The organism is Bdellovibrio bacteriovorus (genome assembly GCF_041888015.1).
GTDB lineage: Bacteria > Bdellovibrionota > Bdellovibrionia > Bdellovibrionales > Bdellovibrionaceae > Bdellovibrio.
Genome location: NZ_CP168968.1, coordinates 3,333,224 through 3,348,582, shown reverse-complemented (window position 1 = coordinate 3,348,582; position 15,359 = coordinate 3,333,224). Strand labels below are relative to the sequence as shown.

Genomic DNA, 15,359 nt, shown 5'->3' with positions numbered 1-15,359 from the left:
AAAAAACCCGCTGCAAAGACAGCGGGTTTTGTTTTTAGATAAGTGTGATTTCGTTCGGAGGAGTCAGACCTTTCTTTTTGATCTTCTCTACCAACGTGGTTCTGTTCAGTCGGAGAAGGGCCGCAGCTTGGTTGCGATTCCAGCCGGTCTTTTCCAAAGCTTTCAGAATCAAAGCATTCTCGTAGGCATCGACCGCCGAGTTGAAGTCCATACCTGCATCCGGGATTTCCAGGCCACCGACTTCGGCGGAAGCTGTCTTGCCGGATTTGTACTTCAAAGGCAGATCAGAAATATCCACCTGGCCCTGACCTTTAAGAATGGTCATACGCTCAACCAGATTTTCAAGCTCACGGATATTTCCTGGCCAAGGGTAATTCACCAGGCAGTCCAAGGCGTCAGATGTGATTCCGGTCAAACCACGGCCTTTGGATTTATTGAAGATGTCCATGAAGTGATTCAAAAGCATCGGGATATCTGTTTTGCGCTCGCGCAAAGCCGGGACTGTGATAGGAATCACGTTCAGGCGATAGAACAGATCCTCACGGAACCTGCCATTTTCAACAGCCTCTTCCAGATTCAGATTTGTAGCGGCAATCACGCGCACATTGACGGTCACAGTTTTCGTGGAACCTACAGGCTCAAAGCTGCGCTCTTGCAAAGCGCGAAGAAGTTTGACCTGAAGGGAGGGCTCAAGATCTCCGATTTCATCGAGGAAGATCGTTCCGCCGTCGGCCATTTCAAAGCGGCCCACACGGTTGGCAATCGCCCCTGTGAAGGCGCCTTTCATGTGACCGAACAATTCACTTTCCAGAAGCTCTGACGGAATCGCGCCACAATTGATGGGTACGAAAGCTCCTTGAGCGCGCGGGGAATTGTAGTGAATCGCACGGGCAATCAGCTCTTTACCAGTCCCGGACTCTCCAGTGACCAGCACGGTGGAATCAGAATCAGCCACACGCTCAATCATGCGCAGGACGTTCTGGATTTGATCACTGCTGCCGATGATCTGGTCAAATTTATATTTCTTATTCAACTCAGAACGCAGTTGCTGATTTTCCTGCTGCAGTTTTTTGTGAGTCAGCGCTTTTTCGATCAAGCTCATCAGCTCTTCAAGATTGAAAGGCTTGGTCACGAAGTGGAAAGCCCCTTTTTGAGTCGCACGGATTGCAGACTCAATCGTGGCGTGACCTGTAAGAATGATGACTTCAGTGGAAGGGGTCAGGGACTTTAGATAAGTCATGAACTCAATGCCATCGCCATCAGGCAGATTCAAATCGACAATCGCCAGATCCACCGGGGTGTCACCCTGGCAAAGAACTTTGGCTTCTTCGATTTTGTTGGCAGTGATGACATTCAGGCCTTTGCGATCCAACACTCTGAACAGAGCCGTGCGGAGCGAGGATTCGTCATCTAATATAAGCACACGTTGATTACGCATGAACCTTCCTTCCATGGTGGGTTCTTACAGGGGTTGCCTGCTTAAATTAGGATAGAGGGTTTTTGACGGTACTGTCAAAAAATCCGCGCCTGGTAAGGCTTTCAGGACCTCAAAACTGGACGGGGGAAGGAAATTTTTGCCATATACGGCTGGCCAAGAGCCGAGGAAAATTCGAGCTCGCCCTCGTGATCCCGCAGGATCTGAGAGGCCACGGAAACTCCTAAGCCCATAGGAAGACTTGGATTTTTATCTGTCGAGCCATTGTCTTTGATTAAAATAACGGCAAAGTCGGTTTCAAGAGAGATCTCAATGTCGAGAAAAGCTCGAAATCCTTTTTCCTGGCGGATTCTATCTGTCAGGCGGTCGATGGAATTTTGCAGAATATTCTTCAAAGCCTGCGCCAACAGATTTAGATGTCCTCTGACAACAACATCGTCGGCAGGGAAGTGTAGTTTCACTTCAATACCCTGCGACTTTGTTTGTAGCTCGACAATTTTAAGTGCGCGCAAACAGATTTCTTTTACGCTGACTTCGCCTTCGCGATCCGCGTTGGGATCACGAGTGAAGCCCAAAAGATTTTGCACGATCTCTTTGCAGCGTTGAACACCGGCTTCCATTTCAACCATATCAGGATAAAGCGGATGTTGTGGGTTCATGTCCATCTTGATCAGCTGAGTGAAGGACAAGATACCACCCAATGGATTATTCAGTTCGTGCGCGATGCTGGAGCCGATGGTTCCCAGCTCTGCCATCTTGGCCGATTCCAAAATCTGTCTTTCCATTTTGAGCTGCTGAGTGATGTCGTGATACAGATTCACAAACACCGGGGGCTTTTCTGAATCCAGCAGCAGACTTTGTGAATAGACTTCAAAAGTACGAGGAGAGGAGCTGCGCGATTGCACGCGGAAGTTACTGCCACGCTGACAGCCCGGACAAGGCTCATCGCGATTGTACAAGACCTTGTAACATTTGCGTGAAGTTTCCTGATGCGGTTGTTCCGCCAGGCGCTCTTCCAGAGCCTTGTTGGATTGAATGATGTCATAGTTGGTATCAATCAAAACAACCGGGTCGGACATGGAATTGAACGTGGCTTCCCATTGCTCCTTCAGGGATTCGGATTCTTTCAGTTTCTGAATGCGATCCAGAGCCAGGGCGACCGCTTCGGCCACGCGATTGAGGAAATCACTTTCCTCACGGGAAAAGGGATGGTCCGGAGCCCGCAGGAAGAAGATCGATCCGACCTTTTCATGTTGGCGGAATAAAGGCACCTGATACTGCGTAAAGTTCAACTGACTTTGCACCTGTCTTGCGAACAACTCGTCCTGGGGGTGGAAGAACAGGCGAATCCATGAAGTCTGTACGGTCGCCGCCAGTGAATCATTCAAGAGATGTTCAATCTCCACAACGGAGCTGGCTTCATGCACGGCCATCAGGGCGCGCTTAAAGCCTTCGATGCGGGAGTTGGTCATAAACAGCTTGCGACGTGCCTCGGTCAGGAACTTGGTTCTTTTCTGAACACGTTCTTCCAGTTCGATTTGCAGGCGTTTCAGTTGTGATGTCTGTTCGCGGATCAAAAGGGCCAGGTTTTCATCCTGCTTGCGCTGATTGGCTTCTTCCAGGGCGGCAAACAGATGTTGTTCCAGGTCGGCATCCTGAAAGCTTTCCATCACTCGCAGGAACGAGTATTCCTCGTGCAGCATGGCCAGTTGATTGGCGGAAAAATCCGCCGGGACCACGGCGATAAACTGGGTTGCGGGATGGGCGCGTTTGATTTCGTCATGGAACTCGCGAAACTTTTTTCCCAGAATCAAAGTGACCGACAGGGCCACCACGTCATAAGTGGAATCTTGAATCCAATGCCAGGCTTGATTTAAGTCCGTGGCGATATGCGCACCCAGCTCTTGCAGGCGTGCATCCCAGGGACCTATTAACAAGAAGCCGGCTTTTAAAGTCCGCATGTCGTGATCAAATCCTTATGATGGGACACTGTGAAGTCGGGGTGATCCTCAGGATACTGGGGTTTTTCACCCACATGTTCACCATAGGCAAAATAGCAGGTGTCTGCGCCGATACGTTTTCCGTCGCGAATTTCGCTGGAAAGCCGGTTGCCGATACTGAGCAGATGTTTGGGGTCGTGACCCTGAGTGCGCAGAATATCGCGGAAGGCGCTGTCTTTTTTCTCTCCGATAAATCCGTTCAGGATGTAAATGCCATCAAAGAAATGAGAGATGTTCAAGGCCTTGATCTTTTTTTCCTGAGAAGGCTTTGAGCCCATGGTCACCAGGAAAAGTTTGTATTTCTGTTTCAGCGTTGTGAGATTTTCAAGAGCACCTGCAATCAATGGCAGAGTATCCGGAACTTGCGGATTATAGAACTCTTCCAAAGCGTCATGCACGGCTTTGCCTTGTTGATTTGTGCCGAAGCGATTGACGATACGGGTGAAGATTTCTGTGTGGGAAAGTTCGGTGGCCAGTTCGGCGCGCGCCTGCATGCATTCATCCAGTGTGCAGCGCAAGCCCGCAGCCAGCATGGCCTCGCACGCACGTCGTGATGCCAAAGGGACCAGCAGGCCTGAGGTGTCCAGAAGTGTGTCGTCCAAGTCGAAAGCGAGACTTTTGTATTTCATCAAGAATTCCGTCCTGTGATCAGCATCTCCAGACCTGTTTTAAAGTGAGGCCATACCAGATTCAGATCAATATGCTCTTGCTCTTCAATGCAAACAACCGGCGTTTGTTTTTCAAGCCAGCCGTACTGTCCAAGGCTGCCCGGGGTCGGGTAACCAATGTCTTCGCGGGCTTCGTAGCCGGTGCCGGTTGCAAGAATTTCCGCCGCCGTTTTTCCGGGATGACCGGTGTAAACAACGCAAGGCTCCCATGAATGAAAGTGTACTATAAGCTGTGGCTTTTCGTCCTCAATGAGTTTTACCAAAGCCTGAACTTCCTTTTCACTCCCGGGCGAAGGGCCAGGATAATATCGAGGGGCTTTGGCTTCGGCACTCCAGTCACGGCAGGGAAAGTTGCGATTCAGGTCGACGCCATTGGCATTGGTGCGCTGATTTTGAGAGTAGCCGTCGGGATTGATACAGGGAATGAGTATCCAAGGGCGGATTTCCGCACTGTGAGTGATTTCAGCCTGCTTCAGCCATTGCAGAAATTCTTCAGCTAGACGAACGCCTTCGGGCTCATCGCCGTGAACGCCGCCAATGAAGAGCAGTGGGCGTTCGGAAAAACCGCTGAGACTGTGTGTTTTTTTATACAGCTCAATGGGAGTTCCCCGAATTGTTGTGGCCCAAGAAGTTTGATGAAAAATTTCTCCTTGCATGAGACAATTAAGCCTGTTTTTTTCAGAGAAGAAAAGCTTTTAAAAGGAAGTTTAGAACATGTCTGCAAATGCAACTGAGAAGTTGACGGTTATTGCGCTCGCGGCAGGAAAAGGGACTCGTATGAAATCTCCTCTTCCCAAAGTCCTTCATCCCGTAGCGGGTCGTCCAATGATTGAAAAAGTGATTCAAGCCTCCAAGCAGGCGGGCGCCGCCGAAGTGCGCGTGATTGTCGGGCACGGTCAGAGTCTGGTGCGCCAGGTGGTGGAACCAATGGGTGTAGCCTGCTACGTGCAGGAAGAGCAATTGGGAACAGCCCACGCTGTTCGTTGCGCCAAGCCTGAAACCATCGAAGGCATCGTTGTTATCATGAATGGGGATCACCCGCTGATTGAAGCTTCTGACATCATGGACTTTGTACGTATTTTCCGCGATGAAAAATGTGATCTGGCGGTGGTGACAGCCACACTTAAGAATCCGGCAGAGTTCGGCCGTATTGTTCGCCACAAAGGGGACCTGGCAGCCATTGTGGAAGCCAAGGATGCTTCTGCGGAAACTTTGAAGATCCGCGAAATCAACACGGGCATCTATATCGTGAAGGCCTCGGTCTTGAGTGAGTACCTGCCTAAAATTCAGAACAACAATTCCAAAAAAGAGTTCTACATCACGGATTTGATTTCCCTGTGTATTCAGGATCAGTGCCGTGTGCAGGCGATTCAGTCCACACCGAAAGTGGCGGTGGGAGTGAACAATCAGGTGGAGCTGGCGAAGGCCACTCGTCTGTTGTTCAGACGCAAGGCCCTGCGCCTGATGGAAGAAGGCGTGCTAATGATTGATCCGCGCACAGTGTATGTGGAAGACAGCGTGGAAATCGGTGCCGGAACTGTGATTTATCCGAATGTGTTTATTCGTGGTCGCAGTAAGATTGGCTCTTTCACCGTGATTGAATCCAACGCATTTATCTCTGATTCTGAAATTGGTGACAGCGTGCAGGTGCGTGGTGGCAGTTATCTGGAGAACTCCAAGCTGCACAACAAAGTGTCTGTCGGTCCTTATGCCCGTCTGCGCCCGGAAACAGAGATCTTTGAAGAAGCGCATGTCGGCAACTTTGTTGAAATGAAGAAAGTGAAGTTCGGCAAGAAATCCAAAGCAGGTCACCTGACTTATCTGGGTGATGCGGAAATCGGCGAAGAAGTGAATGTGGGTTGCGGAACTATCACTTGCAATTATGCTGCGGATAAAAAGAAATATAAAACGAAGATCGGCAACCGCGTCTTCGTCGGCAGTGACACGCAGTTCGTGGCGCCGATTGAAGTGGGCGATGATGCCATCATCGGTTCCGGTTCCACGATCACGAAGAATGTGCCAGCCAATGCTTTGGCAGTGGCGCGTGGAAAACAGTTTGTAAAGGAAAATTATACTGCGAAAGCCCCAGTGGCTGAAGAAAAAGAGTAGGTGAGATTATGTGCGGAATTGTCGGTTATTTGGGACCACAAAACCCTAAAGATGTGATTGTCAGCGGTCTAAAGAAACTTGAATACCGTGGATATGACAGTGCGGGCGTAGCCATTTTGAACCAAGGCAAAACCAAGCGCGTACGTGCGCCGGGCAAGTTGAAAGCTCTGGAAGAAAAGCTGGCGACAGAAACTTTTGATGGTCATATCGGTATCGGCCATACCCGTTGGGCGACTCACGGAAAACCTTCTGAGCGCAATGCCCATCCTCATCAGGTTCGGGGCATCAGTCTGGTACACAACGGTATCATCGAAAACTATCTGGAAATCCGTGAAGATCTTTTGGCTGAAGGTGCAGAGATCACTTCGGATACAGATTCTGAGCTGGTAGCTCACTTGATTGCCAAAGAAGTGGAAATCACAAAGGATCTGTTTAAGGCAGTTCAGAACACTCTGGAAAAGATCCGCGGAGCCTTTTCGATTTTGGTGATGTGGGAACAGGAGCCGGATCGTTTGGTGGCCTTTAAAGATGGTCCTCCCTTGGTTGTGGGGCTGGCGGAAAAAGAGGTCTTTGTCGCCAGCGACGTCCAGGCGTTGATTCAATACACAAAGAAATTTGTGTATCTGGAAGACCGTGAAGTGGCGTCCATCAAAGGAACAGATGTGCAGTTCTTCTCTGCCAATGGTTTCCCGATTCAGAAAAAGATCGTGGAGCTGAACTGGAATCCTGAAATGGTGGAAAAGCAGGGTTATGCGCATTTCATGCTCAAAGAAATCTATGAACAGCCGCGCGCAGTGGCGGCGGCGATTGAACCGCACGTCAACCCAGAGACTTTCACTGTGGCTATGAAAAATATTGGCTTCGGTGGCCAGCCGGTTCAAAAACTGGAAGAGCTGGACAGCAAAGCGGACTGGGCGAAGACTCAGGAAGTTCTTAAAGGAATTGAGCGGGTGTTCATTATCGCCTGTGGAACCAGCAATTATGCGGGCATGATCGGGGAATATCTGATCGAGCAATTGGCCAAAGTCCCTGTCGAGGTGGATATTGCCAGTGAATTCCGTTACCGCAATCCGGTCATTCCACCAAAGAGTTTGGTGATCACTGTTTCTCAAAGTGGTGAGACCGCCGACACTTTGGCTGCGATCCGCATGGCTAAAGAAATGGGCGCGACGACTTTGAGCATCTGTAACGTGCGAAATTCGACAATTGACCGTGAAGCTCACGGACACTTGTACATGAATTCCGGTCCAGAGATTGGGGTGGCGTCCACGAAAGCCTTCACAAGTACGATGGCTGTTCTAAATACGCTGGCTATTGCCATGGCTCGCACGCGTGGCGTGATGACTGAGGCAGAAGAAAAAGAATTGGTTAAGTCCATTTTGGCGGTTCCAAGCCAAATGGAAGGCGTGCTGGCTTATGACAAGTACTTTGAAGAAGCGGCTTCCAAGCTGAAGCTTTTCCGTGGTTTCTTGTACATGGGCCGTGGCACCAGCTTCCCTATTGCGATGGAAGGCGCCTTGAAACTGAAGGAGCTTGCCTATATGCACGCGGAAGGCTATGCCGCTGGCGAAATGAAGCATGGTCCTTTGGCTTTGATTGATGAGCGTATGGCCATTGTCATGGTGGCTCCGACAGATCATCTGTACGAAAAAACCATCAGCAATCTGGAAGAGGCGCGCGCTCGTGGTGGTAAAGTGATTTCCATCGGGACAGGTGAGAACGAAAAGCTTCGTGGTATCAGTGAATACTATCTGGCGATTCCTAAAGCCCACTGGACTGTTAATGCGATCTTGTCCGTGATTCCGTTGCAGTTGATGTCTTATCATCTGGCCTGCAATTTGGGATACGATGTGGATCAACCACGTAATCTGGCCAAGTCAGTGACGGTGGAATAATAAGTATGAAATGAAAGCCGGTGAGGAAACTTACCGGCTTTTTTGTTTTTGGCCGACTGTCTGTCGATTGAAATAAAGGGCCATCAGAATCAGAACGAATCCCGCACAGGTGACTATAAGGTGCAGATACATGAACTGAATCCACTCGTTGCGTATCGACATCCAAAACAGCGGCTCTGGGGCCGAGGGATTTACCCGGTAGAGGATCTCGTTCAGCTTATAGTGTCCCAAGTAGGACAGGATGATTTCATCCAGCGTGCAGAACAAGGACCCAGCGATACAGATGGCTTCAAAGCTTTTCCAGTATTTATAGCGCAGAATCAGCCACACAGACGTGCTGAACGTCATGATGATATAAAGTGCGCGGACTCGGGGTTCAAAGACGGGCACGGCCACCTGATGGAATTCGATATACTGACGCAACTGCATTTCTTGCAGCGTGGGGTTTACAACGGTGACAAAGAACATCACGAAGCCAGCGAAGAGGCCCACAAAGAGGACGGTGATGAAAATAGTCACATTCAGCAGACGGTCGGTCATTGTTGACTATTTTATTTTCTGAATTTCAAAGTGCAAATTTTAGATGGGCAAGAAAACTAAATGCAGGGTGATTTGCGTGCGGTACTTATCCCGCAGAGTTCATTAGATTATAGAAGGACTTCACGCGTTCAACAAAGTCCACGGTCTCATAACCACGGGCTGGGCCATATTCCAAGTCAGCCGCATAGTCTGGATCTGCCAACAGAGGCAGAATCTCGCGCATGTGCCTCCAGGAGTGAGGATTGCGTCCCATTTTTTCCGCCAGCTTTTGCGCATCCTTAAGATGGGCAGATCCGACATTGTAAGCGGCCAATGCCAAGGCCAAACGGTCTTTTGGATTCAAATGTGCAGGAACACGATCCATCAAATAGCGCAGGTACTTTGCCCCACCCCAAATACTTTGAACTGGATCGGTGCGGTCTTCGACGCCGACATGCAAAGCTGTGTCTGTCGTCAATTGCATCAGACCGCGCACACCTGTGTAGCTGCGAGCCTCCGCATTCCAGTGAGATTCCTGATAGGCCACGGAAGCGATCAACTGCCATGGCAGATTGTGTTCCCGAGCGGCATCACGGAAGGTGTCTTTATATATAGGTAAGGTCGTGCGAACTTTTTTGAAGAACTGGGTGATGTCACGTTTATCCAGCTGGGCCAGATATGTTTTGTAACGATCCAGAGTTTGCATGATTTCGTCTTCGCGCGAAGCCTGTTGATACCACGACTGCATCAGGTGCAACAAAGCCGCGTTGTCCGGGGACAGCATCCAGCTTAGAGAATAAGGCGAAGTCAGCGTTGTCACTTTTTCGATCGAGGTGTGATAGCGGGCGTAGAAGTCGCCACTGAAGTTTTCGGCGATCACGCAGTCTGATTTACGTTGAGCCAGATTGGCCATCAGATCTTGGGTCTTGGTGTTTTCCAGAATTTCCACACGCAGTTGTGGGGAAAGCTGGTTTAAGCGCTGGGACAGCCCCAGATAGTTGTCTTTGTTCAGCAGCGAGATGGTTTTGCCGTTCAAATCTTTGATATTTTGGATCTGGGCCTTCTTTTGGCAGTAAAGACTCAGATAAGTTTCTTCGTAAGCCGGGCCGGTCAGGGCGCCCGTGGTATTGTGAGGGGTCCTCAAGCGGGCCGCTGCAATATCTCCTTCACCTTTGGAGAGAGCCCGCACCACCGAGTCTTCATCCGGCAGAATCACATATTTAAGTTTGAGCTTATAATGATTGGCAAAGTTCTCAAGCAAGTCATGGTCGATCCCGAAGGCTTCGCCACGTTTGGGCTTACTATATATAAGAGGACTTTGCGTGGTGAGGACAACGATTTCACCTTTGGACTGAACCTGAGTCAGGCTCTCCTGTTCGTCCCATATCATGGCGTCGCAGCCATTCATGGCGACGGTCGTGAACCCAAGGCCTCCTACTAAAAGAGCCCGGGCGATTTTCTGTCGAAATCTTAAAATCGTTCCCATAGCGTGGGGCTTTGGTATCCTTTGGCGCGGTGCCAGTGCAAGCATTAAGCACCGCATTTCCGTCTTTAAATGCGAAAACTTTACGGATCTTGCACAAAATCGTCGCTGAATTGTAAAAAAGTACAGGCTCCGACAGCGCTTACAGGAGGGCGTCACAAAGCCTCCGTTCACTCATTTTTCTAACGCATGACTGTCAAAATTAGGCCAGATCGGGCGTTGACAGCTTTGTCAGATTCCATAATCGTGAATTTAAGAGGGTCACTGAGGGGGATTTTGTGTCTGAGTTTTCCTATGTTCACAGCCGTGGATGGATTGAAGTTGTTGTTGGATCTATGTTTAGCGGGAAAACGGAAGAACTGATTCGCCGCCTTCGTCGTGCCGAATTTGCCCGTATGCAGATTCAGGTTTTCAAACCTATTATAGATAAACGCTACAATGACATGGCCGTGACTTCTCATGATCTGACGACCATTAATTCGACTCCTATTCACGATGCCGAGGAAATCTGGTCTTTGTTGAAGCCGGGTACAAAAGTTGTCGGTATCGATGAGGGGCAGTTCTTTTCCCAAAATCTGGTGCAGATTTCCCAGGATCTGGCGGACCGTGGTCTGCGGGTGATCATCGCGGGTCTGGATACGGACTGGCAGGGGAAACCGTTTGAGCCGATGCCGACTTTGATGGCGATCGCCGAAAGTGTGACCAAGCAGCATGCGGTGTGTGTGGTCTGTGGATCACCGGCCAGTCGCACCCAAAGAACGGCGGGCGGGGATGGACAGGTTTTGGTGGGAACTCACGATGCTTACGAAGCTCGCTGCCGTCAGCACTTCAAACCGGAAGTCGATGCTCCCACAATGGACTGGAAGCTAAAAAGAGAAATGGAATTGGCAGAATAAAAAAAGGCCCTGTTGAAGGGCCTTTTTCTTTTTAAGGATTCCACTGCTCCATTGCCGCACGGGCGATGCTGATCTGTTTTTCCTTACGCACAGTTTTGTCGCGCTCTTTTTCTGCCAAAGGTGGCAGCAGCGCGAAGTTGATGTTTGTTGGTTGGAAGTGCTCGGCCCGAGTGGGGTCGGTGATGGCTTCCAGCAAGGAGCCAAAGGCACTTTCTCTTGGCGGAGGATTGAACGGCTGGTCTTTCAGCTTCTGATTCAGGAAGCGGGAAACCATCAAGCCCGTGCAAGTGGATTCAAAGTATCCTTCCACACCTGTGACTTGTCCTGCGAAGAACAACCAAGGATCGTTCTTGCTGGAAAGGTCCTTGTTCAGTCGCTTCGGAGAATTGATGAACAGATTTCTGTGAATGCTTCCCAGCTTCAGGAATTCGGCATTCTCCAAACCCGGGATCATACGGAAAACACGAACCTGCTCGCCGTAAGCCATGCGGGTTTGGAAGCCGACCATGTTGTAAGCGGTGGCTTCTTTGTTGTCCTGACGAAGCTGAACCACGGCCCATGGATAGCGGCCCGTGCGAGGATCATCCAGACCAATGGGTTTCATCGGGCCAAAGCGCAAAGTCTGCGGACCGCGATCCACCATCACTTCAATCGGCATGCAGCCCTCAAAAAACTCAGTAGTCTCGAAGTCTTTCGGTTCGATCTTGCGCGCTTTTTGAATCTCTTCGATGAAGCGGTTGTATTCTTCTTTGTTCATCGGGCAGTTGTAATAGTCACCAGTGCCCTTGTCATAGCGGTCGGCTTTCCATGCGATTTCTGTATTGATGGAATCCGCATCAATGATCGGCGCAATGGCATCAAAGAAGTACAGGAACTCATCGCCAAAATGCTGGCGCATGCTTTCCGCCAGATCATCATGGGTCAAAGGGCCTGTGGCAATGACCGCCGGGCGGGGAATGTCGTTCAAAGATTTCACCACATCATTGCGTACTTCGATGTTGGGATGATTTTTCACTTTGTCGGTCATGATGGCAGAAAAGACCTCGCGGTCCATGCCCAAAGCCTGCCCTGCGGGAACTTGCGCCTCAAAAGCAGCACTGAGGATGTGAGAGTTCATTTTTTTGGCTTCCCACTTCAGTTGTCCCGGAGCGGAATGTTCACCCAAGCTGCCAAAAGAATTGGAGCACACAAGTTCTGCGAATTTGTGTGTTTTGTGCGCTGGGGTCATGGTTTTGTCGCGCATTTCGTAAAGGACGACACTGTATCCCATGTCAGCAAGCTGTAGAGCGCATTCTGAGCCCGCAAGGCCTGCTCCAACCACTGTAATTTTTTGATTTTGAGTGAAATTTGTCATCTTTGTGGTAGACCTTTTCTTACATGGATCCCAAACAGAAGCCCAAAGGCAAATTATCTATCGGCTCGGAAGTACTACAGAGTCTTTTCGAAAATGGCAAGTCGCCATTGTCCGAGCAGTTTATGCGCTGGAAACTGTGGGCGAAATGGGAAGAAGTCGTGGGCCCTACGATTGCCAAAAACGCCGAACCTGTGGGGTTTCAGAGGGGTGTTTTGTACGTTTGGGTGCGAAACTCCACCTGGATGCAGCAGATGATCTTTATGAAAGATCCCATCCGCGACACCATCAATCAGAAATTTGAGAATAATTTTGTAAAATATATCAAGTTCACTCTGGATCGTCGGGAAGTTCCAACTCAGGATCAAACAGACTTTAAAGAGATGATCTCCAAAATCGCCCCCGAAAGTGACGACGACTAGAGGGATTCTATTTTAGATTTTTAAGGGCTTCCAGCCACGGTGCCATCAAGCGGTCCAATTGGGGACGGCTTTCTGTTGGCAGATGGGCCTTCAGGTCCTGCAAGGCCAGCAGCATTTGCAGACGCTCGGGGAAGCTCAGCTTAGTGCCATCGCTGTTGGTGTAGAACTCCTCTTTAGGATTGAACAGTGTCCGGTTCATCGCATAGTAAATTTCCTGCGCTGACCACAAATAAGAATCAATGTTGGTCAATTGATAAGCTTTCAGAAGCGCACGCATGGCATAGGCTTGCTGTACAACCATAAACGGTTTTTTTGTAACACCTTTGCGATCACTCAGGCTCATTTGTGTGACAGCCAATTTATTATCCTGAATTAATTGGTTGGAAATGAAGTTGGCAACAGCCAATGCCAGCAGCTTCATGTCTTTGCGACCAGCTTGCAAGACATCCAGGGGTGCTTCATTGTTGGCATCCTTGGTCAGAAGAATAGAAGATTTGGTTTTTTCCACGCCTTCTGTGGATTCAAGGAACTCAGTCATCGCCAGCAGGAACTGGGCTGTGTCCTTGGTGGTTACGAAATTCAGGCGTTCCCCTTTTTTGATGTCCACGATGCCAGCCATGATAGCCGTTTCCGGAGTATTGCCATAGCTGTCCGCCCAGATCAGATTGTTTTCTGTGGTCAGCAGGAAGACCGGTGTGGCTTTCTTGGTGATGTCTTGAAGAAGAACTGCGGCATTTCCCAAATTCAGGGCAAAGAGCATGTCTTTGGGGAATAAAGGCTGCTTCAAGTCGTCATGTTCTGCATCGGTGGTCAGATCCTGAGCCATGATGTGACCCAGTTGCTGATCCATGACGGTTTTTTCCCAGTCACGAGTCAGACGCATCATACGGCTCAATCCGCGCACCTGAGCTGCAAATGCCGAGGCCGAGAAATCCCTTTCATAGATCATAGCCGGGTCGGCATGATAAGGGTCCTGCAAAGCAAGGGAGTCAGGGATACGGAAGGATAGATCCAGATCCTTGGATTCATCGAAGTTCATAATATCCAGCAGTTTTCCTCGATGATTTACAGGTGCTAAAAGAGGCGGGATCAGATTGTTGTCGATATCACGATAGCCACCCACAGCGACCAGTTTATTGACTTGAGCCAACATGTGAGAAAAAGCCATAGACCCCAGACTGCTATCTTTCATCAGAAGCTCGGCGCTGGCAGAAAGCCCCGCACCGACAGCTTCACCAGCAACGTTCAAGGAAGCTGGAAGGGCTTTCAGTTCGAACCTTTTTCCAGAGGCGATATTCACTGCCACACGGCTGGTTTCAAAACCAGACAGGCGTCCCTCGGACTCTGGCAGCACTTTTTTCTGCCAGACGTTGAAGAGATTGGAAACATAGTTGCCATAACCATCACGAACGCGGGTGATTGCCGCGGCTTTATCCACGATGGCTGTATCGATATTGTCAGCGAAGGTCTGTGGCATTGTTTTCACAAACTCGGAAGCAAAGGCCTCAATCGAGCTGATGACATAGCCGCGGGTGGCTTCGTTCATTTCTGTACGAAGTTTGTCGATTCCGTACTTTTTTATTTTCGGTAGGATGAAAAGCTTCTTGGCAATGCCATTGACGATGCCTCCCAGACAGCCGTCGGCTTGCAGGCAATCCAGTTCTTTTTCATCCTGCTTCTTCAGGAAATCATACAGGTCTTCATTCACGGGTTTGAAATACTGTGCGCGTTCTTCCGGTGTCAGGATGCGCCAGATATCCACCAGCACCGCCAAGGAAGTCTGAGGTCCGTTGATACCGTCAAGGCCCTTGGCGAGTTGACGACCTTGCTTCATGCTTTTTTGCAATTCGGGATCTAGTTCGATTTCAAATTTTTTAACGGCCTCTTCAATCAAGGTCAGAGATTGAGTCAGAGTTTTCGTAGCCATCAGGCGTTGAAGGAACTCACGGGCATCCACAAAAAGAGGCTTGGTTGTGTCGATCAAACCGACTTTCAAACCATCTTCGATTGTCGGGGTCAGCTCCATGCGTGGAATCTCGGCCAGAACCATGTTTGTGAACATTTCAGCCCGAGTCAGCATGGCCGCCAGACCCGTGACCGGTGTTTGCGGCAGCCCTCCGCCGAGGTTCATGATATGAGAGCGAATCGTTGGACGAGAGGCATCCAGCTCTTCCAGAACTTCACTGAGTGTCGTGCGCACTTGTTCTTGCGTTTGTCCTGTGGCTAAGGCGGCAAAGGGGGACTTTGCCAGCTCGATAGAAAGAGTGGATTCAGGGGCTTTATAGAACTGGCGTATCCAGGAAAGGCCGGTGGTCTTGAGTTGCTCCTGCTCGGTCTTTTCGCCCAGTTCAATCAAGGCTTCGGCCTGTTCAAAGTATGTGGCAGAAGAAACAGTGTCTTTCCAGGTCAGTGTCGGAGCCGCCTGGCCGAATTCACGCAGGCGCAGATTGAGCTGGGTGTCTTTGGATTTTGGTCCGAACGTGGTCTTGGGTTGTTCAAAGACGCGGTCTTCCACCTTGGGCGCGCAGGCACTCAGGACAAGGGCGGACGACAGCAGAATATTTATAGACTTTTTCATACG

12 protein-coding genes are annotated in these 15,359 nt (G+C 49.9%); 4 read left to right on the top strand and 8 right to left on the bottom strand.

Annotated features, from left to right (window positions below):
• Nucleotides 1-34 precede the first annotated feature (34 nt).
• The 4 genes from ACES2G_RS15905 to ACES2G_RS15890 form a co-directional block, all read right to left on the bottom strand.
• Nucleotides 35-1,438 (bottom strand): sigma-54 dependent transcriptional regulator, encoded by a 1,404-nt coding sequence (locus ACES2G_RS15905; protein ID WP_347358275.1) that lies wholly within the window; start codon nt 1,436-1,438, stop codon nt 35-37.
• Between the two features lie 101 nt (nt 1,439-1,539).
• Nucleotides 1,540-3,396 carry a histidine kinase dimerization/phospho-acceptor domain-containing protein gene (locus tag ACES2G_RS15900; protein ID WP_374000735.1) on the bottom strand — a complete coding sequence of 619 codons (1,857 nt, stop codon included), beginning with the start codon at nt 3,394-3,396 and terminating at the stop codon, nt 1,540-1,542.
• Complete coding sequence (locus tag ACES2G_RS15895; RefSeq protein ID WP_374000734.1) at nt 3,384-4,064, bottom strand: HAD hydrolase-like protein; 681 nt, start codon at nt 4,062-4,064, stop codon at nt 3,384-3,386. Before ACES2G_RS15895 ends, ACES2G_RS15900 begins: the two co-directional genes overlap by 13 nt.
• A complete protein-coding gene (locus ACES2G_RS15890; RefSeq protein ID WP_374000733.1) occupies nt 4,064-4,759 on the bottom strand; it encodes a M14 family murein peptide amidase A in 696 nt (231 codons plus the stop codon). The genes ACES2G_RS15895 and ACES2G_RS15890 overlap by 1 nt, the downstream gene beginning before the upstream one ends.
• Nucleotides 4,760-4,817: 58 nt before the next feature.
• Between ACES2G_RS15890 and glmU the strand changes: the two genes are divergently transcribed.
• The gene (gene glmU, locus ACES2G_RS15885) at nt 4,818-6,212 is read left to right on the top strand and encodes a bifunctional UDP-N-acetylglucosamine diphosphorylase/glucosamine-1-phosphate N-acetyltransferase GlmU (protein WP_374000732.1); all 1,395 of its coding nucleotides are present in this window, start codon (nt 4,818-4,820) and stop codon (nt 6,210-6,212) included.
• A gap of 8 nt (nt 6,213-6,220) precedes the next feature.
• Complete coding sequence (glmS, locus tag ACES2G_RS15880) at nt 6,221-8,107, top strand: glutamine--fructose-6-phosphate transaminase (isomerizing) (protein WP_374000731.1); 1,887 nt, start codon at nt 6,221-6,223, stop codon at nt 8,105-8,107.
• A gap of 30 nt (nt 8,108-8,137) precedes the next feature.
• Here glmS and ACES2G_RS15875 read toward each other — a convergent pair whose 3' ends face one another.
• Nucleotides 8,138-8,647 carry a hypothetical protein gene (locus ACES2G_RS15875; RefSeq protein WP_374000730.1) on the bottom strand — a complete coding sequence of 170 codons (510 nt, stop codon included), beginning with the start codon at nt 8,645-8,647 and terminating at the stop codon, nt 8,138-8,140.
• Nucleotides 8,648-8,732: 85 nt separating this feature from the next.
• The gene (gene mltF, locus ACES2G_RS15870; protein ID WP_347358268.1) at nt 8,733-10,112 is read right to left on the bottom strand and encodes a membrane-bound lytic murein transglycosylase MltF; all 1,380 of its coding nucleotides are present in this window, start codon (nt 10,110-10,112) and stop codon (nt 8,733-8,735) included.
• A gap of 275 nt (nt 10,113-10,387) precedes the next feature.
• On the opposite strand from mltF, the gene ACES2G_RS15865 reads away from it, so the two are divergent.
• Entirely contained in the window at nt 10,388-11,005 is a 618-nt protein-coding gene (locus ACES2G_RS15865; RefSeq protein ID WP_347358267.1) for a thymidine kinase, read from the top strand.
• Nucleotides 11,006-11,036: 31 nt separating this feature from the next.
• On the opposite strand, the gene trmFO is transcribed toward ACES2G_RS15865, so the two are convergent.
• Entirely contained in the window at nt 11,037-12,359 is a 1,323-nt protein-coding gene (trmFO, locus tag ACES2G_RS15860) for a methylenetetrahydrofolate--tRNA-(uracil(54)-C(5))-methyltransferase (FADH(2)-oxidizing) TrmFO (RefSeq protein WP_347358266.1), read from the bottom strand.
• 23 nt (nt 12,360-12,382) lie between these two features.
• Between trmFO and ACES2G_RS15855 the strand changes: the two genes are divergently transcribed.
• On the top strand, nt 12,383-12,778 hold the full coding sequence (locus tag ACES2G_RS15855) for a DUF721 domain-containing protein (RefSeq protein ID WP_374000729.1): 396 nt from the start codon (nt 12,383-12,385) through the stop codon (nt 12,776-12,778).
• Between the two features lie 7 nt (nt 12,779-12,785).
• Here the strand turns inward: ACES2G_RS15855 and ACES2G_RS15850 are convergent, their stop codons facing one another.
• A complete protein-coding gene (locus ACES2G_RS15850) occupies nt 12,786-15,356 on the bottom strand; it encodes a hypothetical protein (RefSeq protein ID WP_374000728.1) in 2,571 nt (856 codons plus the stop codon).
• Nucleotides 15,357-15,359: the final 3 nt, after the last annotated feature.

What these genes read in the sequence shown, in the direction of transcription:
- ACES2G_RS15900 (WP_374000735.1), bottom strand. Translation starts at nt 3,396, where the DNA reads ATGCGGACTTTAAAAGCCGGCTTCTTGTTAATAGGTCCCTGGGATGCA.
- trmFO (WP_347358266.1), bottom strand. Translation starts at nt 12,359, where the DNA reads ATGACAAATTTCACTCAAAATCAAAAAATTACAGTGGTTGGAGCAGGC.
- glmU (WP_374000732.1), top strand. Translation starts at nt 4,818, where the DNA reads ATGTCTGCAAATGCAACTGAGAAGTTGACGGTTATTGCGCTCGCGGCA.
- ACES2G_RS15905 (WP_347358275.1), bottom strand. Translation starts at nt 1,438, where the DNA reads ATGCGTAATCAACGTGTGCTTATATTAGATGACGAATCCTCGCTCCGC.
- mltF (WP_347358268.1), bottom strand. Translation starts at nt 10,112, where the DNA reads ATGGGAACGATTTTAAGATTTCGACAGAAAATCGCCCGGGCTCTTTTA.
- ACES2G_RS15875 (WP_374000730.1), bottom strand. Translation starts at nt 8,647, where the DNA reads ATGACCGACCGTCTGCTGAATGTGACTATTTTCATCACCGTCCTCTTT.
- ACES2G_RS15890 (WP_374000733.1), bottom strand. Translation starts at nt 4,759, where the DNA reads ATGCAAGGAGAAATTTTTCATCAAACTTCTTGGGCCACAACAATTCGG.
- ACES2G_RS15850 (WP_374000728.1), bottom strand. Translation starts at nt 15,356, where the DNA reads ATGAAAAAGTCTATAAATATTCTGCTGTCGTCCGCCCTTGTCCTGAGT.
- ACES2G_RS15895 (WP_374000734.1), bottom strand. Translation starts at nt 4,064, where the DNA reads ATGAAATACAAAAGTCTCGCTTTCGACTTGGACGACACACTTCTGGAC.
- ACES2G_RS15855 (WP_374000729.1), top strand. Translation starts at nt 12,383, where the DNA reads ATGGATCCCAAACAGAAGCCCAAAGGCAAATTATCTATCGGCTCGGAA.
- glmS (WP_374000731.1), top strand. Translation starts at nt 6,221, where the DNA reads ATGTGCGGAATTGTCGGTTATTTGGGACCACAAAACCCTAAAGATGTG.